Origin of the sequence: Cronobacter malonaticus LMG 23826, from assembly GCF_001277215.2 — a bacterium.
Classification (GTDB): Bacteria; Pseudomonadota; Gammaproteobacteria; order Enterobacterales; family Enterobacteriaceae; genus Cronobacter; species Cronobacter malonaticus.
Window position 1 is genome coordinate 101,047 of the sequence record NZ_CP013940.1, and the last position, 24,932, is coordinate 125,978.

General features: G+C 57.3%; 25 protein-coding genes. 19 read left to right on the forward strand and 6 right to left on the reverse strand.

Annotated features, from left to right (window positions below):
• Nucleotides 1–97 precede the first annotated feature (97 nt).
• Both AFK66_RS00440 and livJ read left to right on the forward strand, forming a co-directional pair.
• Nucleotides 98–1,339, forward strand: a complete 1,242-nt coding sequence (locus tag AFK66_RS00440) for an aromatic amino acid transport family protein (RefSeq protein ID WP_012126351.1) — start codon at nt 98–100, stop codon at nt 1,337–1,339.
• A gap of 250 nt (nt 1,340–1,589) precedes the next feature.
• Nucleotides 1,590–2,693 carry a branched chain amino acid ABC transporter substrate-binding protein LivJ gene (gene livJ, locus AFK66_RS00445; protein WP_004384848.1) on the forward strand — a complete coding sequence of 368 codons (1,104 nt, stop codon included), beginning with the start codon at nt 1,590–1,592 and terminating at the stop codon, nt 2,691–2,693.
• 392 nt (nt 2,694–3,085) lie between these two features.
• Here livJ and panM read toward each other — a convergent pair whose 3' ends face one another.
• On the reverse strand, nt 3,086–3,478 hold the full coding sequence (gene panM, locus AFK66_RS00450) for an aspartate 1-decarboxylase autocleavage activator PanM (RefSeq protein ID WP_004384849.1): 393 nt from the start codon (nt 3,476–3,478) through the stop codon (nt 3,086–3,088).
• Nucleotides 3,479–3,900: 422 nt separating this feature from the next.
• Here panM and AFK66_RS00455 point away from each other — a divergent pair, with 422 nt between their 5' ends.
• The 10 genes from AFK66_RS00455 (at nt 3,901) to ugpQ (ending at nt 13,320) form a co-directional block, all read left to right on the forward strand.
• The gene (locus tag AFK66_RS00455; RefSeq protein ID WP_007778914.1) at nt 3,901–4,140 is read left to right on the forward strand and encodes a hypothetical protein; all 240 of its coding nucleotides are present in this window, start codon (nt 3,901–3,903) and stop codon (nt 4,138–4,140) included.
• A gap of 67 nt (nt 4,141–4,207) precedes the next feature.
• Entirely contained in the window at nt 4,208–5,134 is a 927-nt protein-coding gene (gene livH / locus AFK66_RS00460; protein ID WP_004384851.1) for a high-affinity branched-chain amino acid ABC transporter permease LivH, read from the forward strand.
• Nucleotides 5,131–6,411 (forward strand): high-affinity branched-chain amino acid ABC transporter permease LivM, encoded by a 1,281-nt coding sequence (locus AFK66_RS00465; RefSeq protein WP_007797171.1) that lies wholly within the window; start codon nt 5,131–5,133, stop codon nt 6,409–6,411. The genes livH and AFK66_RS00465 overlap by 4 nt, the downstream gene beginning before the upstream one ends.
• Nucleotides 6,408–7,175: a high-affinity branched-chain amino acid ABC transporter ATP-binding protein LivG gene (gene livG / locus AFK66_RS00470; protein WP_007778908.1), complete on the forward strand. Its 768-nt coding sequence runs from the start codon at nt 6,408–6,410 to the stop codon at nt 7,173–7,175. The genes AFK66_RS00465 and livG overlap by 4 nt, the downstream gene beginning before the upstream one ends.
• 1 nt (nt 7,176) lies before the next feature.
• Nucleotides 7,177–7,890 carry a high-affinity branched-chain amino acid ABC transporter ATP-binding protein LivF gene (gene livF, locus AFK66_RS00475; RefSeq protein WP_007778906.1) on the forward strand — a complete coding sequence of 238 codons (714 nt, stop codon included), beginning with the start codon at nt 7,177–7,179 and terminating at the stop codon, nt 7,888–7,890.
• A 258-nt stretch (nt 7,891–8,148) separates the two neighbouring features.
• Nucleotides 8,149–9,468, forward strand: a complete 1,320-nt coding sequence (ugpB, locus tag AFK66_RS00480; RefSeq protein WP_029464278.1) for a sn-glycerol-3-phosphate ABC transporter substrate-binding protein UgpB — start codon at nt 8,149–8,151, stop codon at nt 9,466–9,468.
• 310 nt (nt 9,469–9,778) lie between these two features.
• Nucleotides 9,779–10,666: a sn-glycerol-3-phosphate ABC transporter permease UgpA gene (gene ugpA, locus AFK66_RS00485; RefSeq protein WP_023897835.1), complete on the forward strand. Its 888-nt coding sequence runs from the start codon at nt 9,779–9,781 to the stop codon at nt 10,664–10,666.
• Nucleotides 10,663–11,508: a sn-glycerol-3-phosphate ABC transporter permease UgpE gene (ugpE, locus tag AFK66_RS00490; RefSeq protein WP_007778900.1), complete on the forward strand. Its 846-nt coding sequence runs from the start codon at nt 10,663–10,665 to the stop codon at nt 11,506–11,508. The genes ugpA and ugpE overlap by 4 nt, the downstream gene beginning before the upstream one ends.
• 1 nt (nt 11,509) lies before the next feature.
• A complete protein-coding gene (locus AFK66_RS00495; RefSeq protein ID WP_007778898.1) occupies nt 11,510–12,583 on the forward strand; it encodes a sn-glycerol-3-phosphate import ATP-binding protein UgpC in 1,074 nt (357 codons plus the stop codon).
• Complete coding sequence (ugpQ, locus tag AFK66_RS00500) at nt 12,580–13,320, forward strand: glycerophosphodiester phosphodiesterase (protein ID WP_007778896.1); 741 nt, start codon at nt 12,580–12,582, stop codon at nt 13,318–13,320. The genes AFK66_RS00495 and ugpQ overlap by 4 nt, the downstream gene beginning before the upstream one ends.
• Here ugpQ and AFK66_RS00505 read toward each other — a convergent pair.
• The gene (locus AFK66_RS00505; RefSeq protein ID WP_007778893.1) at nt 13,317–13,784 is read right to left on the reverse strand and encodes a DUF2756 family protein; all 468 of its coding nucleotides are present in this window, start codon (nt 13,782–13,784) and stop codon (nt 13,317–13,319) included. The two genes, ugpQ and AFK66_RS00505, sit on opposite strands and share 4 nt — an antisense overlap.
• A 125-nt stretch (nt 13,785–13,909) precedes the next feature.
• Between AFK66_RS00505 and ggt the strand changes: the two genes are divergently transcribed.
• On the forward strand, nt 13,910–15,676 hold the full coding sequence (ggt, locus tag AFK66_RS00510) for a gamma-glutamyltransferase (protein WP_007778890.1): 1,767 nt from the start codon (nt 13,910–13,912) through the stop codon (nt 15,674–15,676).
• A 199-nt stretch (nt 15,677–15,875) separates the two neighbouring features.
• On the opposite strand, the gene yhhY is transcribed toward ggt, so the two are convergent.
• Nucleotides 15,876–16,373 carry an N-acetyltransferase gene (yhhY, locus tag AFK66_RS00515; RefSeq protein WP_007778888.1) on the reverse strand — a complete coding sequence of 166 codons (498 nt, stop codon included), beginning with the start codon at nt 16,371–16,373 and terminating at the stop codon, nt 15,876–15,878.
• A 308-nt stretch (nt 16,374–16,681) separates the two neighbouring features.
• Between yhhY and AFK66_RS00520 the strand changes: the two genes are divergently transcribed.
• The 5 genes from AFK66_RS00520 to gntU all read left to right on the forward strand — a co-directional run bounded on the left by AFK66_RS00520 (nt 16,682) and on the right by gntU (nt 21,652).
• Nucleotides 16,682–17,722 (forward strand): oxidoreductase, encoded by a 1,041-nt coding sequence (locus AFK66_RS00520; protein WP_023897837.1) that lies wholly within the window; start codon nt 16,682–16,684, stop codon nt 17,720–17,722.
• Nucleotides 17,723–17,843: 121 nt separating this feature from the next.
• Entirely contained in the window at nt 17,844–18,539 is a 696-nt protein-coding gene (locus AFK66_RS00525) for a pirin family protein (RefSeq protein ID WP_004388011.1), read from the forward strand.
• 104 nt (nt 18,540–18,643) lie between these two features.
• Nucleotides 18,644–19,639, forward strand: a complete 996-nt coding sequence (gene gntR, locus AFK66_RS00530; RefSeq protein ID WP_004388012.1) for a gluconate operon transcriptional repressor GntR — start codon at nt 18,644–18,646, stop codon at nt 19,637–19,639.
• Nucleotides 19,640–19,780: 141 nt separating this feature from the next.
• A complete protein-coding gene (gntK, locus tag AFK66_RS00535) occupies nt 19,781–20,308 on the forward strand; it encodes a gluconokinase (protein ID WP_004388013.1) in 528 nt (175 codons plus the stop codon).
• A 3-nt stretch (nt 20,309–20,311) separates the two neighbouring features.
• Nucleotides 20,312–21,652, forward strand: coding sequence for a gluconate transporter (gene gntU, locus AFK66_RS00540; RefSeq protein ID WP_007778863.1), 1,341 nt, complete (start codon nt 20,312–20,314; stop codon nt 21,650–21,652).
• An 83-nt stretch (nt 21,653–21,735) separates the two neighbouring features.
• Here gntU and AFK66_RS00545 read toward each other — a convergent pair whose 3' ends face one another.
• From AFK66_RS00545 to AFK66_RS00555, 3 genes are all read right to left on the reverse strand, one after another.
• Nucleotides 21,736–22,029, reverse strand: coding sequence for a hypothetical protein (locus AFK66_RS00545; protein WP_007778859.1), 294 nt, complete (start codon nt 22,027–22,029; stop codon nt 21,736–21,738).
• A 1-nt stretch (nt 22,030) separates the two neighbouring features.
• The gene (locus AFK66_RS00550; protein ID WP_230582683.1) at nt 22,031–22,702 is read right to left on the reverse strand and encodes a hypothetical protein; all 672 of its coding nucleotides are present in this window, start codon (nt 22,700–22,702) and stop codon (nt 22,031–22,033) included.
• Between the two features lie 220 nt (nt 22,703–22,922).
• Nucleotides 22,923–23,516 (reverse strand): YhgN family NAAT transporter, encoded by a 594-nt coding sequence (locus tag AFK66_RS00555; RefSeq protein WP_004388017.1) that lies wholly within the window; start codon nt 23,514–23,516, stop codon nt 22,923–22,925.
• Nucleotides 23,517–23,684: 168 nt separating this feature from the next.
• On the opposite strand from AFK66_RS00555, the gene asd reads away from it, so the two are divergent.
• Nucleotides 23,685–24,791, forward strand: coding sequence for an aspartate-semialdehyde dehydrogenase (gene asd / locus AFK66_RS00560; protein ID WP_007778857.1), 1,107 nt, complete (start codon nt 23,685–23,687; stop codon nt 24,789–24,791).
• The last annotated feature ends 141 nt before the right edge of the window (nt 24,792–24,932 follow it).

Sequence of the window (24,932 nt, forward strand, 5' to 3'; positions counted from 1 at the left end):
GGCCCGGAGCTTAAATATCTCACTTGCTAACACAACAACACACCGTGAACACAACCGCTTCCGGTGGTGATAGCCGCCGGATATTTAAGGAAGAACTATGTCTGAGAACACCACTTCCGCCTCACTGTGGGCGTCCCGAGAGCGGGCAGCGTCATCCCCCAAATCTCTGAGCTTCGTTGAAGGCGTCGCGATGATCGTCGGCACCAATATCGGGGCAGGCGTACTCTCCATCGCCTACGCTTCCAGCAAAGCGGGCTTTATGCCGCTTCTCTTCTGGCTCGCCCTTGTCGGCGTATTGACCACTATCACCATGCTGTATGTCGCGGAAGCGACGCTGCGCACCCGCGCGCATTTACAGTTAAGCGGCCTCGCCGGGCGCTATGTCGGGCGCATCGGCGCCTGGCTGATGTTCGCGTCGGTGTGCGTCAACAGCGTCGGCGCGCTCACCGCCTACATGACCGGCAGCGGCAAACTGCTCAGCTCGCTTATCGGCGTCTCGCCCGCCATCGGCAGCCTGATCTTCTTTATTCCGGCGGCAGGCATTCTCTGGCTTGGGCTGAAGGCAATCGGGCGCGGCGAGAAATTTATCAGTATCGGCATGGTGGTGATGATTGCGGTACTGGTAGTCGCCACGCTTTTGCACGAATCGACACAGATGCGCTGGCTGCTGGATGGCGACTGGCGCTACATGGTGCCGGTATTTAACGTCACCGCGTTCTGCTTCGCCGCGCAGTACATTGTGCCGGAGATGGCGCGCGGGTTTGCCGATAAACCCGAAAAGCTGCCGAAAGCGATTATCGTCGGGATGGTCATTACCTTTACGCTGCTGGCGCTGGTGCCGCTGTCGGTTATCGCGCTGAGCGGGCTTGATAACATCTCTGAAGTGGCGACCATCTCCTGGGGCCGGGCGCTCGGCGAGTGGGCGTTCTTTTCCGCCAATATTTTCGCGCTGTGCGCGATGCTCACCTCCTACTGGGGGCTTGGCGGCAGTTTCCTGACTAATATCTTCGACAAATTCCGTCTCGGCGACGACGCGCAGCCGCTCAAACGCCTCGGCGTGCTGGCGGTCGTGGCGCTGCCGCCGTTCGCACTGGCCTACAGCGGGCTGGTCTCTTTTGTGAACGCGCTCTACTTTGCGGGCGTCTTCAGCGGCGTGATCCTCTCCATTATGCCTATTCTTATTTTGCGCGGCGCGCGCCGTCGCGGGGAGATAACGCCCCGCTGGCAGTGTAGCTGGAGCACGCATCCGCTCATCCAGGGGCTGATTGTGCTGCTCTATGTCGCCAGCGCGATTTACGCGGTGCTCTCCGCCTTCGGTTATCTGCCCGCGGGCTGGTAAAACCCGATAACCCGCCGCGTGACAGGCGCGGCGGACGTTTTTTCGCCACTTCCCACCATAATTGACGTGAAAAATAGTGATTCCAAATTCATAAAAATGGGGTATGTTTTTAGCAGAGTATGCTGCTTTTTACCGGGCGGCAGGGCTTAAAACTAATATTAAATGCTGCGCTAACAAGCGAAGCGGAAATAAAGTAGCGAAAAACAACAACATCACAACTGCAATAACCACAAGAATGGGGAACCTCAGGATGAAAATGAAGGGCAAAGCGTTACTGGCAGGCGCAATTGCGCTGGCGATGAGCAGCATGGCGATGGCGGAAGATATTAAAATTGCCGTTGTGGGCGCCATGTCTGGCCCGGTAGCGCAGTATGGCGACCAGGAGTTTACCGGCGCCGAGCAGGCGGTGGCGGATATCAACGCCAAAGGCGGCATCAAAGGCAACAAGCTGGTTATCACCAAATATGACGACGCCTGCGACCCGAAACAAGCGGTGGCGGTAGCGAACAAAGTGGTGAATGACGGTGTGAAATATGTCATCGGCCACCTGTGCTCCTCTTCCACCCAGCCGGCGTCTGATATTTATGAAGACGAAGGCATTCTGATGATTACGCCTGCGGCGACGGCACCGGAACTGACCGCGCGCGGCTATCAGTTGATCCTGCGCACCACCGGTCTGGATTCCGATCAGGGCCCGACCGCCGCGAAATACATTCTTGATAAAGTGAAGCCGAAGCGCATCGCTATCATTCACGACAAACAGCAGTACGGTGAAGGCCTGGCCCGCGCGGTGCAGGACGGCCTGAAGAAAGGCGGCGCGAACGTGGTCTTCTTTGACGGTATTACCGCGGGCGAAAAAGATTTCTCCACGCTGGTGGCGCGTCTGAAGAAAGAAAACATCGATTTCGTTTACTACGGCGGCTATCACCCGGAAATGGGCCAGATCCTGCGCCAGGCGCGTTCCGCTGGCCTGAAAACCCAGTTTATGGGGCCGGAAGGCGTGGCGAACGTGTCGCTGTCTAACATCGCGGGCGATTCCGCCGAAGGCATGTTAGTCACCAAGCCGAAGAACTACGATCAGGTTCCGGCGAACAAACCGATTGTGGACGCTATCAAGGCGAAGAAACAGGATCCAAGCGGCGCGTTCGTGTGGACCACTTACGCCGCGCTGCAGTCGCTGGCCGCAGGCCTGAACCAGAGCGACGATCCGGCGGCCATCGCCAAATACCTGAAAGCGAACTCTGTCGATACCGTGATGGGCCCGCTCTCCTGGGATTCGAAGGGCGATCTGAAAGGGTTTGAGTTCGGCGTGTTTACCTGGCATGCCAATGGTACCGCGACCGACGCCAAATAATTTCTCCTGCCTCTTTCGCACTACAGCGGCGTTGGCTGCACCCTTCAACCCCGGTCACTTACTGATGTAAGCTCCCGGGGATTTCAGGGTTTGCCGCCTTGCTGTAGCACGAAATCGTTGGGGAAATAGGCTAGTGCCTCTTTCGCACTACAGTGTGTAGGGCAGGTAAGCGAAGCGCACCTGCCTTACAGGTAAACCCGGCGGCTACGCAGGCTTACTCGCCCTACGGCCGGAGATTGAAGGGAGTTGTAGGGCAGGTAAGCGAAGCGCACCTGCCTTACAGGTAAACCCGGCGGGTGCGCAGGCTTACCCGCCCTACGGCCGGAAATTGAAGGGGTTGTAGGGCAGGTAAGCGCAGCGCACCTGCCTTTTTATCAATAGCTACGTCCGCCTCACGGCTCCAACCGCTTCACCCAGCCATCCTGCTGCGCCGCAAATCCCAGCGTCTGCATAAACGCATTCATCACGTTGTAATCTTCCACGCCAATATCCATCACCCACCACTCCGTCATCGACGGGTTATCGCGGATCGTCTCTTCAATCAGGTAATGCCCGACGCCGCGCCGGCGCGTCACTTCGCGCACACGCAGGGAATCCATCGCGCCTTCGGTGCCGCGCAGCGTCACGCGCACCGCGCCCAGCAGCCGGTCGTTAAAACGCGCGGCGTAAATTCGATGGTTCTCATCAAGACGTAACGATTCAGAAGGATATTCCGGCCAGATTTTCGCGAGGTCGATTTTGTCCTGTTCGCTCAGGGTATGCAGACGAAGAATGGTGAGTTTCATAACAGCCTTTCCGCCAGGGATGAATCTCTGAGTTTACCCGATTTTTCAGGGCCGCTGGACGCCCTGGCAAGATCTATTCGGTAGCTGATTAGTTTTTGTCTTATTCATTAGGTAGCTTGAAAGCGCGGGGAATGAATTTTAACCAGCATATAACCCTGAAAGGTAGCGTTTTATCTGGCTAATAATGCCGATATTTTATGCTGGCCGCTGCGCTTTTTTTTGTTTATCTCGGGTATATTTCAGAATATTATCTTTGCTTAATAGACTGAAAAATAGATGTTTTAATTATAGTTTCGCTAAAAAGCACGCTAACTCATTAAAGAGACAGGTAAAAGTAGCGTTGTCTATTAAAACGACAGAATATTTTTTAACCATAATAAAACTAATCAGCAACACACACATCACGAACGGGGATTCTGAGAATGAACAGCAACGCAAAGCGCTGGCTTGCGGGGATGGTTGCGCTGGCGCTATCTCAGGCAGTCAATGCAATGACCGTCAACACGGCGGCAGGGCATGGCGTTAACAGCGCCGTGCCCGCCGCGAATGTCGTAACCGGGCCGCTGAACTGGGATGAAAAAAGCGATCTGAAAGGATTTGTCTCTGAGGTTTTTGAGCGGCATACCAACGGGTCGTTAACCGTTCTGCATAACGAGTCGTAGTAAAGCACACCCGATATTCATCCCGCCTGCTGGCGCTTCGTCCCGCAGGGTTTAATAAGGTTACGTTATGTCCGAGCAGTTTCTCTATTTTCTGCAGCAGATGTTTAACGGCGTCACGCTGGGCAGTACTTACGCGCTGATCGCCATCGGTTACACCATGGTTTACGGCATTATCGGCATGATCAACTTCGCTCACGGCGAGGTGTATATGATTGGCAGCTACGTGTCATTCATGATCATCGCCGCGCTGATGATGATGGGCATTGACGCCAGCTGGCTGCTGGTTGGCGCCGCGTTTATCGGCGCGATTGTTGTCTCCAGCGCCTACGGCTGGAGCATCGAACGCGTGGCGTATCGCCCCGTGCGCAGCTCCAAACGCCTGATTGCGCTAATCTCCGCCATCGGGATGTCTATCTTCCTGCAAAACTACGTCAGCCTGACGCAAGGCTCGCGCGACGTCGCGCTCCCGAGCCTCTTTAACGGCCAGTGGACCATCGGCAGCAGCGAAAACTTCGCGGCCAGCATCACCACCATGCAGCTGGTTATCTGGGTCGTGACCTTTATCGCAATGCTCGCGCTCACCCTGTTTATCCGCTACTCCCGCATGGGGCGCGCCTGCCGCGCCTGCGCTGAAGATCTGAAAATGGCGAGCCTGCTTGGCATCAATACCGACCGCGTTATCGCGCTGACCTTTGTGATTGGCGCGGCGATGGCGGCGGTGGCGGGCGTGCTGCTCGGTCAGTTCTACGGCGTGATTAACCCCTACATCGGCTTTATGGCCGGGATGAAAGCCTTCACCGCGGCGGTGCTGGGCGGCATCGGCAGTATTCCTGGCGCGATGATTGGCGGCCTGATTCTGGGCGTCACCGAATCGCTCTGCTCGGCGTATCTGAGCACGGAATATAAAGACGTGGTGTCGTTTGCCCTGTTGATCGGCGTCTTGCTGGTGATGCCGACCGGTATTCTGGGTCGCCCGGAGGTAGAAAAAGTATGAAACCTATGCATTTTGTGGCGGCGCTGCTGGCCGCCGCCATGTTCTTCCTGCTGGCAGGCATTTTTATGGGCGTTCAGCTGGAGCTGGACGGTACGCGTCTTGTGGTTGATACCGCCGACAGCATTCGCTGGGAGTGGATCGCCATCGGCACCGGCGTGGTCTTTTTATTCCAGCTCCTGCGTCCGCTGTTCCAGAAGGGCCTGAAAAACGTCTCCGGGCCGAAGTTTATTCTGCCGGCGATTGACGGCTCAACGGTGAAACAGAAACTGTTCCTGGTGGCGCTGCTCCTGGTCGCCGTGGCGTGGCCGTTTATGGTGTCGCGCGGAACGGTGGATATCGCCACGCTGACCATGATTTACGTGATTCTGGGCCTCGGCCTGAACGTGGTGGTCGGGCTGTCCGGCCTGCTGGTGCTGGGCTACGGCGGTTTTTATGCTATCGGCGCTTATACCTTCGCGTTGCTGAACCACTATTACGGCCTGGGCTTCTGGACCTGTCTGCCGCTGGCGGGCCTGGTGGCTGCCGCCGCCGGTTTCCTGCTCGGCTTCCCGGTATTGCGCCTGCGCGGCGATTATCTGGCGATAGTGACCTTAGGCTTTGGCGAGATCGTGCGTATTCTTCTGCTGAATAACACGGAGATTACCGGCGGCCCGAACGGCATCAGCCAGATCCCGAAACCGACCTTCTTCGGACTGGAGTTCAGCCGCACCGCGCGCGAAGGCGGCTGGGACACTTTCAGCAACTTCTTTGGGGTGAAGTATGACCCGAGCGACCGCGTGATTTGGCTCTATCTGGTGGCGTTGCTGCTGGTGGTGTTCTCACTGTTTGTGATTAACCGTCTGCTGCGTATGCCGCTCGGCCGCGCCTGGGAGGCGCTGCGTGAGGATGAGATCGCCTGCCGTTCGCTCGGCCTGAACCCGACGCGCATCAAACTGACGGCGTTTACCATCAGCGCCGCGTTCGCAGGTTTCGCCGGAACGCTGTTCGCGGCACGCCAGGGCTTTGTCAGCCCGGAATCGTTCACCTTCGCGGAATCGGCATTCGTGCTGGCGATTGTGGTGCTGGGTGGCATGGGCTCGCAGTTTGCGGTGATCCTGGCGGCTATTCTGCTGGTGGTCTCGCGCGAGTTAATGCGTGATTTGAACGAATACAGCATGCTGGTGCTGGGCGGCCTGATGGTGCTGATGATGATCTGGCGTCCGCAAGGGTTGCTGCCAATGACGCGCCCGCAGCTGAAACTGAAAAATGGTGTGAGCAGTAAAGGAGAGCAGGCATGAGTCAGCCTTTATTATCCGTCAGCGGCCTGATGATGCGCTTTGGCGGCCTGCTTGCCGTCAACAATGTCTCTCTTGAGCTGCGCGAGCGTGAAATCGTCTCGCTGATTGGCCCGAACGGGGCCGGTAAAACCACGGTGTTCAACTGCCTGACCGGTTTTTATAAACCGACCGGCGGCACCATTATGCTGCGCGACCAGCATCTCGAAGGGCTGCCGGGCCAGCAGATCGCCCGGATGGGCGTGGTGCGCACCTTCCAGCACGTGCGTCTGTTCCGTGAAATGACGGTGATTGAAAACCTGCTGGTGGCGCAACATCAGCAGCTAAAATCCGGGCTGTTTTCGGGACTGCTGAAAACCCCGGCGTTTCGCCGCGCGCACAGCGAGGCGCTCGATCGCGCCGCCACTTGGCTTGAGCGTATAAACCTCTTGCAGCACGCCAACCGGCAGGCGGGCAACCTGGCGTATGGCGACCAGCGCCGCCTGGAGATCGCCCGCTGCATGGTGACGCAGCCTGCGATCCTGATGCTCGACGAACCGGCGGCGGGCCTGAACCCGAAAGAGACCAAAGAGCTGGACGAGCTGATTGTCGAGCTGCGCAACCATCACAACACGACCATTCTGCTGATTGAGCACGACATGAAACTGGTGATGGGTATTTCGGACCGTATTTACGTGGTAAACCAGGGGACGCCGCTTGCCAACGGCACGCCGGAGCAGATCCGCAACAACCCCGACGTGATTCGCGCATACCTGGGTGAGGCATAAGATGGAAAACGTGATGTTATCTTTTGACAGGGTGAGCGCGCACTACGGCAAAATCCAGGCGCTGCATGAGGTCAGTCTGCATATCCGCCAGGGCGAAATCGTCACCCTGATCGGCGCGAACGGGGCCGGAAAAACCACGCTGCTCGGCACGCTGTGCGGCGACCCGCGCGCGAGCACCGGCAAAATCGTCTTTGATGGTAAAGACATTACCGACTGGCAGACCGCGAAAATCATGCGCGAGGCGGTGGCGATTGTGCCGGAAGGCCGCCGCGTCTTTTCCCGTATGACGGTGGAAGAGAACCTGGCGATGGGCGGATTTTTTGCCGATCGCGCGCAGTATCAGGAGCGCATTCAGCGCGTGTACGATCTCTTCCCGCGCCTGCACGAGCGCCGCATCCAGCGCGCCGGTACAATGTCCGGCGGCGAACAGCAGATGCTGGCGATTGGCCGCGCGCTGATGAGCCAGCCGCGCCTGCTGCTGCTGGACGAACCGTCGCTCGGTCTGGCGCCGATCATCATCCAGCAGATTTTCGACACCATCGAGCAGCTGCGCAAAGAAGGGATGACGATTTTCCTGGTCGAGCAGAACGCCAACCAGGCGCTGAAGCTCGCCGATCGCGGCTACGTGCTGGAGAACGGTCACGTGGTGCTGGAAGACACCGGCGAGGCGCTGCTTGCCAACGAAGCGGTGCGCAGCGCGTATCTCGGCGGTTGATTCACCTGTGCGGCCCGGCGGCGTAATGCATGCCGGGCCTCTTAATACCTCTCCCGTGAGCCGGGCAAGCGCCCAACTTCGCGATTAACCTGCGTCATCAGACCATCACCGGCGCGTCATTTCTCTGCCGCTCTCGCGTCACTATCTTGTCATTATCCAGTTATTTTTCTGTCATACGCGCATGTCATGTTAGCTCGCGAGCATAAAACGCGTGATTTCGCGCATCTCAAACGACGCATAATCAGAGAGATAACAGACATGACAGCTTCGTTACGACGTACAGCAATTTGTGTGGCTCTGGGATGGGCGCTGAGCAGCCAGGCGATGGCCGCCACCACCATTCCGTTCTGGCATTCGATGGAAGGCGAACTGGGTAAAGAAGTGAATTCACTGGCGCAGCGGTTTAACGAGGCGCACCCGGAGTACAAAATCGAGCCGGTTTATAAAGGTAACTACGAGCAGAGCCTGGCCGCCGGGATCGCCGCTTTCCGTACCGGCAACGCGCCCGCGATTTTGCAGGTTTACGAAGTAGGTACCGCCACCATGATGGCGTCCAAAGCCATCAAGCCTGTGTACGAAGTATTCAACGACGCTGGCATTAAATTCGATGAGTCGCAGTTTGTGCCGACGGTTGCCGGTTACTACACCGACGCGAAAAGCGGCCATCTGCTCTCCCAGCCGTTTAACAGCTCCACGCCTGTGCTCTACTACAACAAAGACGCGTTCAAAAAAGCGGGCTTAGATCCTGAGCAGCCGCCGAAAACCTGGCAGGATCTCGCGGCGTATACCGCGAAGCTGAAAGCCGCCGGCATGAAGTGCGGCTACGCCAGCGGCTGGCAGGGCTGGATCCAGATTGAAAACTTCAGCGCCTGGCATGGTCTGCCGGTCGCCACCAAAAACAACGGCTTTGACGGCGCTGACGCGGTGCTGGAATTCAACAAGCCGGAGCAGGTGAAACATATCGCCCTGCTTGAAGAACTGAACAAGAAGGGCGATTTCAGCTACTTCGGGCGCAAGGATGAATCCACCGAGAAGTTCTATAACGGCGATTGCGCCATTACCACCGCCTCTTCCGGTTCGCTCGCGGATATCCGCCACTACGCCAAATTCAATTACGGCGTGGGCATGATGCCGTACGACGCCGACGTGAAAGGCGCGCCGCAGAATGCCATTATCGGCGGGGCGAGTCTGTGGGTGATGCAGGGCAAAAACAAAGAGATGTACAAAGGCGTGGCGGAGTTCCTGAACTTCCTCGCACAGCCGGAAATCGCGGCCGAATGGCACCAGAAAACCGGTTATCTGCCTATCACCAAAGCCGCTTATGACCTGACCCGCCAGCAGGGCTTCTATGAGAAGAACCCGGGCGCGGATATCGCGACGCGTCAGATGCTGAACAAGCCGCCGTTGCCGTTCACCAAAGGGCTGCGTCTGGGCAATATGCCGCAGATCCGTACCGTGGTTGACGAAGAGCTGGAAAGCGTCTGGACCGGCAAGAAAACCCCGCAGCAGGCGCTGGATTCCGCCGTTGAGCGTGGTAATCAGCTGTTGCGCCGTTTCGAGCAGTCGACGAAATCGTAACGCTGGTAGCGGGTTGGCGCGGTGGGTGCTGTTTCGAACGGCGGGTGCGCTTCGCTTACCCGCCCTACAAAGCGCCAGAAATCGTACCGCTGGTGGTGGGTTGGCGCGGTGGGTGCCGTTTCGAACGGCGGGTGCGCTTCGCTTACCCGCTCTACAAAGCACCAGAAATCGTACCGCTGGTAGCGGGTTGGCGCGGTGGGTGCTGTTTCGAACGGCGGGTGCGCTTCGCTTACCCACCCTACAAAGCACCAGATTAGTAGGCCGGGTAAGGCGCAGCCGCACCCGGCATTTTTCAGGAAAGCGTTTCTCTATGTCATCATCCCGTCCGGTGTTTCGTTCAGGCTGGCTGCCCTATGCGTTACTGGCGCCGCAGCTGATTATCACCGTCATCTTTTTCATCTGGCCTGCGGGCGAGGCGCTCTGGTATTCCGTACAGAGCATCGATCCATTCGGGCTATCGAGCCAGTTTGTCGGGCTGGCGAATTTTACCCAGCTGTTTCACGACAGCTACTACCTCGATTCCTTCTGGACCACCATAAAATTCAGCGCGCTGGTGACCGTCAGCGGGCTGCTGATATCGTTGTTTTTCGCGGCTCTTGTGGATTACGTGGTGCGCGGCAGCCGTTTTTACCAGACGCTAATGCTGCTGCCCTACGCCGTCGCGCCCGCCATCGCCGCCGTGCTGTGGATCTTCCTCTTTAACCCCGGGCGCGGGCTCATTACCCATGTGCTTGAGCAGATGGGCTACTACTGGAACCACTCGCAAAACAGCGGCCAGGCAATGTTCCTGGTGGTGTTTGCCTCGGTATGGAAGCAGATCAGCTACAACTTTCTGTTTTTCTTCGCGGCGTTGCAGTCGATCCCGCGCTCGCTGGTCGAGGCGGCCGCCATCGACGGCGCAGGCCCGGTGCGCCGCTTCTTTAAACTGTCGCTGCCGCTTATTGCGCCGGTGAGCTTTTTCCTGCTGGTGGTGAATCTGGTCTACGCCTTTTTCGACACCTTCCCGGTTATCGATGCCGCCACTGCGGGCGGGCCGGTGCAGGCCACCACCACGCTGATTTACAAGATTTACCGCGAAGGGTTCGCCGGGCTCGATCTCTCCACCTCCGCCGCGCAGTCGGTGGTGCTGATGGTGCTGGTGATCATCCTCACCGTGGTCCAGTTCCGTTATGTGGAAAGTAAGGTGCGTTACCAATGATTGAAAACCGCCCGGGGCTGACGATTTTCAGCCATACCCTTTTGATCCTCGGCATCGCCGCCATTCTCTTTCCGCTCTACGTGGCGTTTGTCGCGGCGACGCTCGATAACCAGGCCGTGTTCGCCACGCCGATGACGCTTATTCCCGGCACGCACCTGTGGGAAAACCTGAAAGATATTTGGCTTAATGGCGTCGGGGCTAACAGCGCGCCGTTCTGGCTGATGCTGCTGAACAGTTTCATCATGGCGTTCAGCATTACCGTCGGGAAAATCGCGGTGTCGATGCTCTCGGCGTTCGCTATTGTCTGGTTTCGCTTCCCGCTGCGTAACCTCTTCTTCTGGATGATTTTTATTACGCTGATGCTGCCGGTGGAAGTGCGCATTTTCCCGACGGTGGAAGTGATAGCCAACCTGAAGATGATGGACAGCTACACCGGCCTGACGCTGCCGCTGATGGCGTCCGCGACCGCCACTTTTCTGTTCCGCCAGTTCTTTATGACGCTGCCTGACGAGCTGATGGAAGCGGCGCGTATCGACGGCGCGTCGCCGATGCGGTTTTTCCGCGACATCGTGCTGCCGCTCTCGAAAACCAACCTCGCGGCGCTGTTCGTCATTACGTTTATCTATGGCTGGAACCAGTATCTCTGGCCGCTGTTGATTATCAGCGATCCGTCGCTCGGCACGGCGGTGGCGGGCATTAAAGGCATGATTTCGGTGGGCGAGGGCAGCACGCAGTGGAATCAGGTGATGGCGGCGATGCTGCTGACGCTTATCCCGCCGGTGGTGATTGTTTTAGTGATGCAGCGCGCGTTTGTTCGCGGGCTGGTGGATAGCGAGAAATAAGATGGCAGGACTCAAATTACAGGCGGTCACCAAAAGCTGGGACAACGGTAAAACGCAGGTCATTCAGCCGCTGACGATGGACGTCGCGGATGGCGAATTTATCGTGATGGTCGGCCCGTCCGGCTGCGGCAAATCGACGCTGCTGCGTATGGTGGCCGGGCTTGAGCGCGTGAGTAGCGGCGATATCTGGATAGACCGCCAGCGCGTCACCGAGATGGAGCCGAAAGAGCGCGGCATCGCGATGGTGTTCCAGAACTACGCGCTCTACCCGCATATGAATGTCGAAGAGAACATGGCCTGGGGCCTGAAAATTCGCGGCATGGGCAAAGCGCACATCGCTGAGCGCGTGAAAGAAGCGGCGCGGATTCTGGAACTTGACGGGCTGTTAAAACGTCGCCCGCGTGAGCTCTCCGGCGGCCAGCGTCAGCGCGTGGCGATGGGCCGCGCGATTGTGCGCGATCCGGCGGTGTTCCTCTTCGATGAGCCGCTCTCAAACCTCGACGCCAAACTGCGCGTGCAGATGCGCCTTGAGCTGCAACAGCTTCATCGCCGCCTGCGCACGACATCGCTGTATGTGACGCACGATCAGGTCGAAGCGATGACGCTCGCCCAGCGCGTGATGGTGATGAACAAAGGCGTGGCGGAGCAGACAGGCACGCCGGTGGAAGTCTACGAAAAACCCGCCAGCCGCTTTGTGGCGAGCTTTATCGGCAGCCCGGCGATGAATCTGCTGGAAGGGCGGGTGAATGCCGAAGGCACCCATTTCGACGTTGACGGCGGGCTTTCCCTGCCGCTCGGGCGGCTGCATAAAACGCTCGCGGGGCGCAAGGTGACGCTGGGTATCCGCCCGGAACATATTGCGCTAAGCTCACAGGCCGCAGGCGGCGTGCCGTTGCCGCTCGATACGCTGGAGATGCTGGGCGCGGATAACCTCGCGCATGGCCGCTGGGGCAGCCAGAAAGTGGTGGCGCGCCTGGCGCATCAGGAGCGTCCGCAGCCGGGCAGCCAGCTGTGGCTGCACCTGCCAGAAAACCATCTGCACTTTTTTGACGGTGAAACAGGACAACGTTTATGAGCAACTGGCCATATCCTCCCATCGTCGCCCACCGCGGCGGCGGCCGACTGGCACCGGAAAACACGCTGGCGGCGATTGAAACCGGCGCGCGCCTGGGCCACGCCATGATTGAATTTGACGTCAAACTCACGAGAGACGGCCAGATTTTCCTGCTGCATGACGACACGCTGGAGCGCACCAGCAACGGCTGGGGTGTGGCGGGCGAACTTAACTGGGATGAGCTGCTGAAAGTGGACGCCGGTAGCTGGTTTAGCGGCGCGTTTAAAGGCGAGAAACTGGCGCTGCTGAGCGATGTGGCGCAGCGCTGCCGCGAGCACCGCATGATGGCGAATATCGAAATCAAACCGACGACCGGCACCGATGCCGACACCGGGCGCGTGGTGGCGCTGGCCGCACGCGCACTCTGGCGCGACATGACCGCGCCGCTGCTCTCGTCGTTTTCCATCGAGGCGCTGGAGGCGGCGCAGCAGGCCGCGCCGGAACTGCCGCGCGGACTGCTGCTGGATGAGTGGCGCGATGACTGGCAGGCGCTGACCACGCGTCTTGGCTGCGTCTCCATTCACCTGAACCATAAGCTTTTGGATCAGGCGCGCGTCATGCAACTGAAAGACGCCGGTCTGCGTATTCTGGTGTATACCGTGAATTCGCCCCGGCGCGCGCTGGAGCTGCTCGCCTGGGGCGTGGACTGCATCTGTACCGATGCGATTGACGAGATCGGGCCGGATTTTCGCGCTTAAGGCGCGACGCTACCCTGCGTATTCAGCGTGGTGCCGTTCTGGCGCAGCATATCGCCATTCTGGCGCGGCTCAATCATATGCGTCTGCTGGGTGCTGTTCAGCGTCGCGCCGTTGCTGTTGAGCATGTGCTGCGAACTTCCGCTGCTGCGGTTAAGCATGCCGCCATTGGTGTTCGGCAGCACCTGTTCTCTCTGCGGGTTCAGCATTCCCGGCTGGTTCTGCTGAATACGCTCAACGTTATTGTTCATCTGGGTCTGCAACTGCTGCTGTTGCAGGCGGCTCTGCGTCTGGATCTGCTGATTCAGCATCCCCTTCTGCTGAAGCTGCTGGCTTTGCATCTGCGTCTGCAAACGCTGCTGGCTGGGGTTCACATACCCCGGCTGGTTTGGGTTATTGATGACGTTGATCGGTTGGGCAAGCGCCGCCAGCGGAAGCGCTGCGGCAATCAATAAGTAGCGTTTCATGGTGTTTCCCTCCCCTGTGGAAGATCTTTTCAGTTTACCTCCTCTGCGACAGCACGATGATCTTTTAAGAGTTGTGAACCAGACTTATTGCGGGGAGCGTCCCGGATAATAAGCGGAGAACAATAATGATGATGCAGTGGAAAACCGTACGCCAGAGCGTGATAGCGGCGCTGGCGGTCACCTTTTGTTTAACGGCGGGGGCTGCGCCGTCGCCTGTCGCGGCACCAGCGCCTGCGCCGGTCTCTTATGGCGTGGAAGAAGATGTCTTCCATCCGGTGCGTGCCGAACACGGCATGGTCGCCTCGGTGGACGCGGCAGCGACGCAGGTGGGCGTCGATGTGCTAAAGCAGGGCGGTAACGCGGTGGATGCGGCGGTCGCGGTGGGCTTCGCGCTGGCGGTGACGCATCCGCAGGCCGGTAACCTCGGCGGCGGCGGCTTTATGATGCTGCGCACCAAAGACGGCAAAGTGACGGCGATCGATTTCCGCGAAATGGCGCCGGAAAAAGCCACGCGCGATATGTTCCTCGACGCACAGGGCAACGCCGACAGCAAAAAATCGCTCACGTCGCATCTCGCTTCCGGCACGCCGGGCAGCGTGGCGGGTTTCGCGCTGGCGCTGCAAAAATATGGCACGATGCCGCTCGATAAAGTCATTCAGCCCGCCATTGCGCTTGCACGCGACGGCTTTACGGTCAACGACGCGCTCGCCATTGATTTAAAAACTTACGGCGTGGAGACGCTCCCGAACCACCCGGCCAGCAAGGCAATTTTCTGGAAACAGGACGGCAATCCGTACCAGAAGGGCGACAAGCTGGTGCAGGCGAATCTTGCCAGGAGCCTGGAGCTTATCGCTAAAGATGGCCCGGACGCCTTCTATAAAGGCCCGATTGCCGACCAGATAGCCGATGAGATGGCCAAAAACGGCGGGCTTATCACCAAAGCCGATCTGGCGAATTACAAAGCGGTGGAGCGCACGCCTGTGAGCGGCGACTACCGCGGTTATCAGGTCTATTCGATGCCGCCGCCGTCGTCGGGCGGGATCCACATCGTGCAGATCCTCAATATTCTTGAGAATTTCGACCTGCATAAATATGGCTTCGGCAGCGCCGACGCGATGCAGATTATGGCCGAGGCGGAGAAATACGCCTACGCCGACCGCTCGGAGTATCTGGGCGACCCGGATTTCGTGAAGGTGCCGTGGCAGGCGCTGACCAGCAAGGCCTACGCGAAATCGCTGGCGCAGCAGATCGATATCAATAAAGCGCGCCCGTCGAAAGAGATTAAACCGGGCAACCTCGCGCCTTACGAGAGTAACCAGACCACGCATTTTTCGGTCGTCGATAAAGACGGCAATGCGGTGGCGGTGACCTATACGCTTAACACCACGTTCGGCAGCGGCATTGTGGCGGGCGATACCGGGATTCTGATGAATAACCAGATGGACGATTTCTCCGCCAAACCGGGAACGCCGAACGTCTATGGCCTGGTAGGCGGCGACGCCAACGCGGTGGGGCCAAAGAAACGCCCGCTGTCGTCGATGTCGCCGACGATTGTCGTCAAAGACGGCAAGACATGGCTGGTGACCGGCAGCCCGGGCGGTAGCCGTATTATCACCACCGTGTTGCAGATGGTGGTGAACACGATTGATTACGGCATGAACGTGGCGGAAGCCACCAACGCGCCGCGATTCCATCACCAGTGGCTGCCCGATGAGCTGCGGGTGGAGAAGGGCTTTAGCCCGGATACGCTGAAACTGCTGCGTGAGAAAGGGCAGAACGTGGCGGTGAAAGAGGCGATGGGCAGCACCCAGAGCATTATGATTGGCCCGGACGGGGCGCTTTACGGCGCGTCCGACCCGCGCAGCGTCGATGATTTAACGGCGGGGTATTAATGTAGCGCCCGCCGCGTCATGATCAAAAAGGGTCGCGCAAGGTAAATGGTGGGCGCGCTACGCTTACCCACCCTACGAATTGAAACATCCAATTGTTTGTCGTTTGTAGGGCGGGTAAGCCACGCGCACCCGCCGTGTCGCGCAATGTAAATGGTGACCATCCTACGGATTTACCCACCCCATAACGGCGCTGGAACGGTTAACCGGCCTTCATCCGCGCCATAAAATACGCGTCCACATACTCGCCGTTGCGCAGGCCGTAACGCTTACCGGTGCCTTCCGTCTCAAACCCGAATTTACGGTACACCGCCAGCGCAGGCGCATTATCGACAAACACCGTCAGCTCGATTCGCTCGATGCGCAGCCAGTTATCGCACAGGTTAACCATTTCACGCATCAGCGCCGACGCCACGCCGCGGTTGCGACAGCCAGGGTGAACGCTCATCCCGAAGGTCGCCACATGGCTGCGGCGCGGGTTTTGCTCCACCGTTAAGGCCAGATGCCCGACGACCTCGCCATCCATGCACGCCACCAGCTGACGACGCCCCGGCTGCGGCGCGCCAAGCCGTTCACGCCACATCGCGAGCGACGGATGCGGAATTTGCAGCGTGTTGTAAATGACTTCCGACATCATGTGGATCTGCTGCAACGCCTGCGCATCTTCTGCTTCCGCGTGTCTTACGACGATTTCATTCATGACGTGCTCCCTGTGGTCGACGGTTGAAAGGCGAGAACGCGTGGCTTACCCGCCCTATGAAATAATCTTCAACATCAAGGGTTTTTTCCTGCGGGTCAATTCCTAAATTTTTTTCAAAAAAGGCTGGACACATGCGAATGATAATGATTATTATTGTCATGCGTTCAGGGGGAACCCCAACGGATCATCCTGAAAGCACGACATTGCTCACATTGCTTCCAGTATTTCTTAGCCAGCCGGGTGCTGGCTTTTTTTTTGCCTGGTAATCTATGGTTAATGCCATCTGTTACTCGCAAAAAGGACCGGCAATGACGATTAATTGCGCTTTTATTGGTTTTGGCAAAAGCACCACCCGCTACCATCTTCCCTACGTTTTACACCGCAAAGAGACGTTTCACGTCGCGCATATCTTCCGCCGTCACCCTAAACCGGAGCTGGAAAGCCACCCGCGTTATCAGCACATTCACTTTACGAGCGATCTGGATGACATCCTGAACGACGCCTCGGTCAAACTGGTGGTGATTTGCACCCATGCTGACAGCCACTTTGACTATGCGAAACGCGCGCTGGAAGCCGGGAAAAACGTGCTGGTGGAAAAGCCATTCACGACAAGCGTCGCGGACGCGCGTCTGCTGCTGGATCTGGCGAAAAGCAAAGGGCTTGTGGTCACGCCGTATCAGAACCGCCGCTTTGACGCCTGTTTTCTGACCACGCGTAAAGTGATTGAGAGCGGCAAGCTTGGCGAGATTGTCGAAATCGAAAGCCATTTCGACTACTACCGTCCCGAGGCGGAAACCAAACCGGGCCTGCCGGAAGACGGTATGTTCTTCGGGCTCGGCGTACATACGATGGATCAGATTATCTCGCTGTTCGGCCGCCCCGATCACGTCAGCTATGACATCCGCAGCCTGCGCAACAAAGCGAACCCGGACGATACCTTCGAGGCGCAGCTGTTTTATGGCGATCTGAAAGCCATCGTAAAAACCAGCCACTATGTCAAAATCGACTACCCGAAATTTATCGTCCACGGCAAAAAAGGCTCGTTTATCAAATATGGCATCGACCAGCAGGAGACCAGCCTGAAAGCCGGGATTATGCCGGGCGAACCGGGCTTTGCCGCGGATGAGAGCATCGGGCATCTGGAGTATGTCAACGCGCAGGGTGAAACGGTGCGCGAAGAGATTAAACCGGAGGTGGGCGACTATGGCCGCGTCTATGACGCGCTCTACGATACCCTCGTTAACGGCGCGCCAAATTACGTCAGAGAATCTGATGTGCTCACGAACCTTGAGATCCTCGAGCGCGGTTTCGAGCAGGCGTCTCCCGCTACCGTAACCCTTGCAAAATAAGGTTTACCGGCTCCTCTGTTCTTGTTCATAAAATTTGAACAGAGGAGTCAATTTTCACCCTCTATGATCGCGGACGTAACAGGTCCACACTTACCCCATCAAATCGCTAAGGGGGTATACGATGATCTATTTACGCAAAGCACAAGACCGCGGCCACGCCAACCACGGCTGGCTGGATTCCTGGCACACCTTCTCGTTCGCTAACTATTACGACCCGAATTTCATGGGCTTTTCCGCCCTGCGGGTGATTAACGACGACGTGATCGACGCAGGCCAGGGGTTCGGTACTCACCCGCATAAAGACATGGAAATCCTGACCTACGTGCTGGAAGGCGCGGTGGAGCATCAGGACAGCATGGGCAACAAAGAGCAGGTGCCTGCCGGTGAGTTCCAGATAATGAGCGCCGGTACCGGCGTGCGCCACTCGGAGTACAACCCGAGCGCCACCGAGCGTCTGCGCCTGTACCAGATCTGGATTATTCCATCTGAAAACGGCATTGAGCCGCGCTATGAGCAGCGCCGCTTCGACGCCGCCCAGGGCCGCCAGCTGGTACTGTCGCCGGATGCCCGCGACGGCTCGCTGAAAGTGCATCAGGATATGGAACTGTCGCGCTGGGCATTGCTGAATGGCGAAGACGGTGAGTATGCGCCTGCCGCTGGCCGCCGCGTCTGGATCCAGGTTGTGAAGGGCGATGTGACCATCAACGGCACCCGCGCGACCACCAGCGACGGCCTGGCCATCTGGGATGAAGCGACGCTTGCTATCCACGCCGACAGCGACAGCGAAATCCTGCTGTTCGATCTGCCGCCGGTCTGATAAATCCTTAACCTCTCTCGCAACCTTCCTCTAAACAGGGGAAGGTTGTTGCGCGTCCGTGATAAACTGGTTATTACCCATGACCTTATCCCCCCTTCAGGACGATGAAAAAGAGAAGACCGGTACTTCAGGATGTGGCCGATCGCGTCGGCGTGACCAAAATGACCATCAGCCGCTACCTGCGCAACCCCGAGCAAGTCTCGCTGGCGCTGCGCAGTAAAATCGCGGCGGCGCTGGATGAGCTTGGCTACATTCCCAACCGCGCGCCGGATATTCTCTCTAACGCGACCAGCCGCGCCATTGGCGTGCTGCTGCCTTCTCTGACCAACCAGGTGTTCGCCGAAGTCTTACGCGGTATCGAAAGCGTTATTGACGCGCACGGCTACCAGACCATGCTCGCCCACTACGGCTACAAGCCGGAGCTGGAAGAGGAGCGCCTGGAGTCGATGCTCTCCTGGAATATCGACGGCCTGATTTTAACCGAGCGCAACCACACGCCGCGCACTCTCAAGATGATTGAAGTGGCGGGCATTCCGGTGGTGGAGCTGATGGACAGCGTCTCGCCGTGTCTGGATATCGCCGTGGGGTTTGATAACTTCGACGCCGCCCGCCAGATGACGGCGGCCATCATCGCGCGCGGCCACCGCCACGTGGCGTATCTCGGCGCGCGCCTCGACGAGCGCACCATCATGAAACAGAAGGGCTACGAGCAGGCGATGCTTGACGCGGGCCTGACGCCTTATAGCGTGATGGTGGAGCACTCTTCGTCTTTCTCGACCGGCAGCGAACTGCTGCGCCAGGCACGCCGGGAGTATCCGCAGCTCGACAGCATCTTTTGCACCAATGACGATCTGGCGATCGGCGCCGCGTTCGAGTGCCAGCGCCTGGGCCTGCGCATTCCTGAAGATATGGCGATTGCCGGTTTTCACGGCCATGATATCGGCCAGGTGATGGAGCCGCAGCTCGCCAGCGTGCTTACGCCGCGCGAACGCATGGGACGCATCGGCGCGGAGCGATTGCTGGCGCGCATTCGCGGCGAAACGGTCACTCCCCAAATGCTCGATCTCGGTTTTACGCTCTCGCCAGGCGGTTCGATTTAATCCCACAAATTTGAACTGGCTCACACTTATTCATGCTGAGCGCCTGTGGAAATTGCTAATTTTCAGTGTGAGCCAGACAATGTTACCGTTAACAGTTACCCGTAACATTATCCGTAATGCCTTTGCCAGGGGAGTACTGCAATGAGCACGACCAATCATGATCACCATATTTATATCCTGATGGGCGTTTCCGGCAGCGGGAAATCCGTTGTCGCCAGCGAAGTCGCGCATCGTCTGAAAGCCGCGTTTCTCGATGGCGACTTTCTGCATCCGCGCCGCAACATTATGAAAATGGCGGCGGGCGATCCGCTTAACGATGACGACCGCACGCCGTGGTTGCAGGCGCTCAACGACGCCGCTTTCGCCATGCAGCGCACCAATAAAGTGTCGCTCATCGTCTGCTCCGCGCTGAAAAAACGCTATCGCGACATTCTGCGTAGCGGCAATCCGAACCTCTCTTTCATCTGGCTGAAAGGTGATTTCGAAGTGATCGAAAGCCGCCTGCGCGCGCGCAAAGGGCACTTCTTCAAGCCGCAAATGCTGGTCACCCAGTTCGAGGCGCTGGAAGCCCCGCAGGAAGACGAAAAAGATGTGCTGATTGTGGATATCAACCCGTCGCTCGACGACGTTATCGACAGCACGATCGCGCTTATCAACAAAGGCGAGTAAGTCGTGAATACATTAACCCTCGTTTTAACGGCAGTAGGGTCCGTTCTGCTTCTGCTGTTCCTGGTGATGAAGGCGCGCATGCACGCCTTTGTCGCGCTGATGGTGGTTTCCATCGGGGCCGGGCTTTTTTCCGGCATGCCGCTCGATAAAATCGCGTCCACGATGGAAAAAGGCATGGGCGGCACGCTCGGCTTTCTGGCCGTGGTGGTGGCGCTGGGTGCTATGTTTGGCAAAATTCTGCATGAAACCGGCGCGGTCGATCAGATTGCGGTCAAAATGCTGAAATCCTTCGGCCACAGCCGCGCGCATTACGCCATTGGTCTGGCGGGCCTGATTTGCGCGCTGCCGCTGTTTTTCGAAGTGGCAATTGTGCTCTTGATTAGCGTCGCGTTCTCTATGGCGCGCCACACCGGCACCAACCTTGTGAAGCTTGTGATCCCGCTGTTTGCAGGCGTCGCAGCCGCCGCGGCGTTTCTGTTGCCGGGGCCTGCGCCGATGCTGCTCGCCTCGCAGATGCACGCCGATTTTGGCTGGATGATTTTAATCGGCCTGTGCGCGGCTATCCCCGGCATGCTGGTGGCGGGGCCGCTTTTCGGTAATTTCATCAGCCGTTATGTCGAGCTGCACATCCCTGACGACATCAGCGAGCCGCACCTCGGCGAAGGCAAACTGCCGTCCTTCGGCTTCAGCCTTTCGCTGATTCTGCTGCCGCTGGTGCTGGTGGGCCTGAAAACCATCGCTGCGCGTTTTACCGAGCCAGGCTCGACGCTCTATGAATGGCTGCAGTTTATCGGCCATCCGTTTACCGCGATTCTGGTCGCCTGTCTGGTGGCGATTTATGGCCTGGCGCGTCGTCAGGGCATGGAAAAAGAGAAAGTCATGGCGATCTGCGGCCAGGCGCTGCAACCGGCGGGCATTATTCTGCTGGTGATTGGCGCAGGCGGCGTGTTCAAACAGGTGCTGGTGGATTCCGGCGTTGGCCCGGCGCTTGGCGGCGCGCTGACCGGCATGGGCCTGCCGATTGCGCTGACCTGCTTTGTGCTGGCCGCCGCGGTGCGCATTATTCAGGGCTCCGCGACCGTCGCCTGTCTGACGGCGGTAGGCCTGGTGATGCCGGTTATCGAACAACTACACTTCTCCGGCGCGCAGCTTGCCGCGCTGTCGATCTGCATCGCAGGCGGCTCGATTGTGGTAAGCCACGTCAACGACGCCGGCTTCTGGCTGTTCGGTAAGTTCACCGGCGCCACCGAAGCGCAAACGCTAAAAACCTGGACGATGATGGAAACGCTGCTCGGCACCACCGGCGCGATTGTCGGAATGATTGCGTTTACGCTGCTTTCTTAATTTACTGCTGATGCAAAAAACCGCCGGATCGACCCGGCGGTTTTTTTATTGCAGATATCTCTGCCTGCCATGCGTGAATATCTTTATCGCAAAACGTAAATCACAATAGCTAAAGCGGCACAAAAGACAGACAGCGTTTTCCACGTTTTGCTTTTTTCAAAAATGAAGGCAATGACCTGCGTTAACAGTGCAAAAACGAACGCCAGAAAGGACACCACGCCGCGGTCACCAGAACCGTTATCAACCGGGAGCATGTCAGGTGAGAGCGATGGATCCATTTCGCTCATCCATGAGTATTTGTCCACGGTGACGATCAATAACGTGGCGATGCCTGATATATAAAGTACGAGCAATAAAATCCTGTAAAAATATTTCATACTAATCCCATATCAGCCAGTGAAAACGCTGCCAGTTTTTTAGAATAAAATCGCCGTATCTTGTGTTTCTTTTTATCTCATCCAGTGTAGGCACGACGCCTCTATTATACCGTGTACCTACAATTCTTATACCTTCCTTTTTTAAGGTTTGCGTAAATTTATCATAATCAGCTAACTGCCGAAGGTGCCTGGCAACCAGGTTGATATTATAGGCATCTTTTTCAAGGCAGTTTGACAACTGGCGCCACTGTGTCGTGCTCATGGTTGAAGAGTCTATAGCCATTGTTTTCGCCGCAGTACGCAGTTGTATGCTTACGAATCCAAATGAAGTTTTCTCCGGTGGGCTGGTGGTGGTTAGATATCTGTCAAAAATGTCAGGCCCACTCCAGTCAAAGGTTCTTACTTCGAAGGCCACTCTATCTATAAAATTAGGATCTCCGCCTACTTCAATCCAACATACGCCAGCCAGGAACTCCGCAGGCAAATGATACTGCGTTGCAGACATTCTTATAATTATTTTATTATGAATAACCCATGAGTCTTTAAATTTCTGTATGTATCTTATGCCACCACCAAATTTTGCTGGTAATAACTTCCATTTAAAAATGTCTGTCACTCCCCATGAAGGTGATTTGGACATTGAGGCACATGCAGCAAGGTTTCTTTCATCCATTTAATAATCCCTTTAAATGAATATAGTTTTACCGATGCCTATTGCAGTTGCTATAAACCGGCACGTGAAAAATAACAAACAACATGCTTTTAAAAAGAGGCGTAGCTCAGGTTTTGGGTGCTATTAATAGAGGGTTAGTCGAGATTAATACTCGGTAGATGGTCGTCTGGCGTAAGCTGTTAAACGTCAAAAAGGGCTTCCCGTCGGAAGCCCTTATTTCTTATCCCTTCATCCACGCCCGGATGCCGTCGAGGAACATCTGGGTGGCGAGCATCACCAGCACCAGCCCCATCAGGCGCTCCAGCGCGTTGACGCCTTTCTCGCCGAGCAGCCGTAAGAAGAGCGAAGACTGCAACAGGATGACAAACGTGCCGCCCCAGGCGAGCAGCAGCGCGATGACTAAATGCCCCATCTGGTTCGGGTACTGGTGCGACAGCAGCATCAGCGTGGCGAGCAGCGTCGGGCCTGCGACCAGCGGGATCGCCAGCGGCACGATAAACGGCTCTTCACCGGCAGGAAGACCTGTGCTGTTGCCTTCGTGGCTCGGGAATATCATCTTGATGGCGATAAGGAACAGAATAATGCCGCCGGAGATAGAGACGGTTTCGGCGCGCAGATTCAGGAACGCCAGAATCTTCTCGCCCGCGAACAGGAAGATAAGCATCAGCAGCAGCGCGATAAACAGCTCGCGCACCATAATCGCCCGACGGCGTTTCGGCTCGGTATGCTTGAGCACCGACATAAAAATCGGCAGGTTGCCCAGCGGATCCATAATCAGGATCAGCAGGACGGCGGCGGAGAGAATGTCATTCATAAAAGCGTCCTGATAACGGTAAACGTGACGCCTGATTAGCTCTGTTTCTGATGTTCAGGCGATCATTGATTAATTTCACTTGCCACTTTAGCTGCATTTTGTATGGTGAAAGTATCTCCGGGGTTCTCCCGGCACGCACACAAAGCACATCTCGCAGGAACACGGGTTATGAAAAATGTTGGTTTTATCGGCTGGCGCGGTATGGTCGGCTCTGTACTCATGCAACGCATGGTGGAAGAGCGCGATTTTGACGCCATTCGTCCTGTCTTTTTCTCTACTTCCCAGCTTGGCCAGCCCGCGCCCACCTTTGGCGCGCAGGGCGGCGGCACGCTTCAGGATGCTTACAATCTGGAAGCGCTGAAGGCGCTGGACATTATCGTGACCTGCCAGGGCGGCGATTATACCAACGAAATCTATCCAAAGCTCCGTGAAAGCGGCTGGCAGGGCTACTGGATTGACGCAGCCTCTTCGCTGCGCATGAAAGATGACGCCATTATTATCCTCGACCCGGTGAACCAGCATGTGATCACCGACGGGCTGAATAAAGGCGTGAAAACCTTTGTCGGCGGCAACTGCACCGTCAGCCTGATGCTGATGTCGCTGGGCGGCCTGTTTGCGGAAAATCTGGTGGAGTGGGCGTCGGTCGCCACATACCAGGCGGCGTCCGGCGGCGGCGCGCGCCATATGCGCGAACTGCTGACCCAGATGGGCCTGCTGCAACAGCATGTGGCGGCGGAACTCGCCGACCCGGCTTCCGCCATTCTGGATATCGAGCGCAAAGTCACGGCGCTTACCCGCAGCGGCGAGCTGCCGGTAGATAACTTCGGCGTACCGCTGGCGGGCGGGCTTATCCCGTGGATAGACAAACAGCTCGATAACGGCCAGAGCCGTGAAGAGTGGAAAGGCCAGGCGGAGACCAACAAAATCCTCGGCACGTCATCAACCATTCCTGTCGACGGCCTATGCGTGCGTATCGGCGCGCTGCGCTGCCACAGCCAGGCGTTTACGCTGAAGCTGAAAAAAGATGTCTCGATTGCCACCATTGAATCCCTGCTGGCGGGCCATAACGACTGGGTGAAAGTGGTGCCAAACGACCGCGACATCACCGTGCGTGAATTAACGCCAGCGGCGGTCACCGGCACGCTCAGCACGCCGGTCGGACGCCTGCGCAAGCTCAACATGGGGCCGGAGTATCTCTCGGCGTTTACCGTCGGCGACCAGCTTCTCTGGGGCGCTGCCGAGCCGCTGCGGCGTATGCTGCGTCAGCTGGCATAAACAACATTAAAAAAGAGCGCTTCGGCGCTCTTTTTTTACGTCCGTCACTAAAGAAAAGACGAATGTTTCATATTTTCTGAGGGGGAACAGAATCCCCTGGCTATGCTTAGCATAAGACGAGTCTTACTCGTCATACTTCCA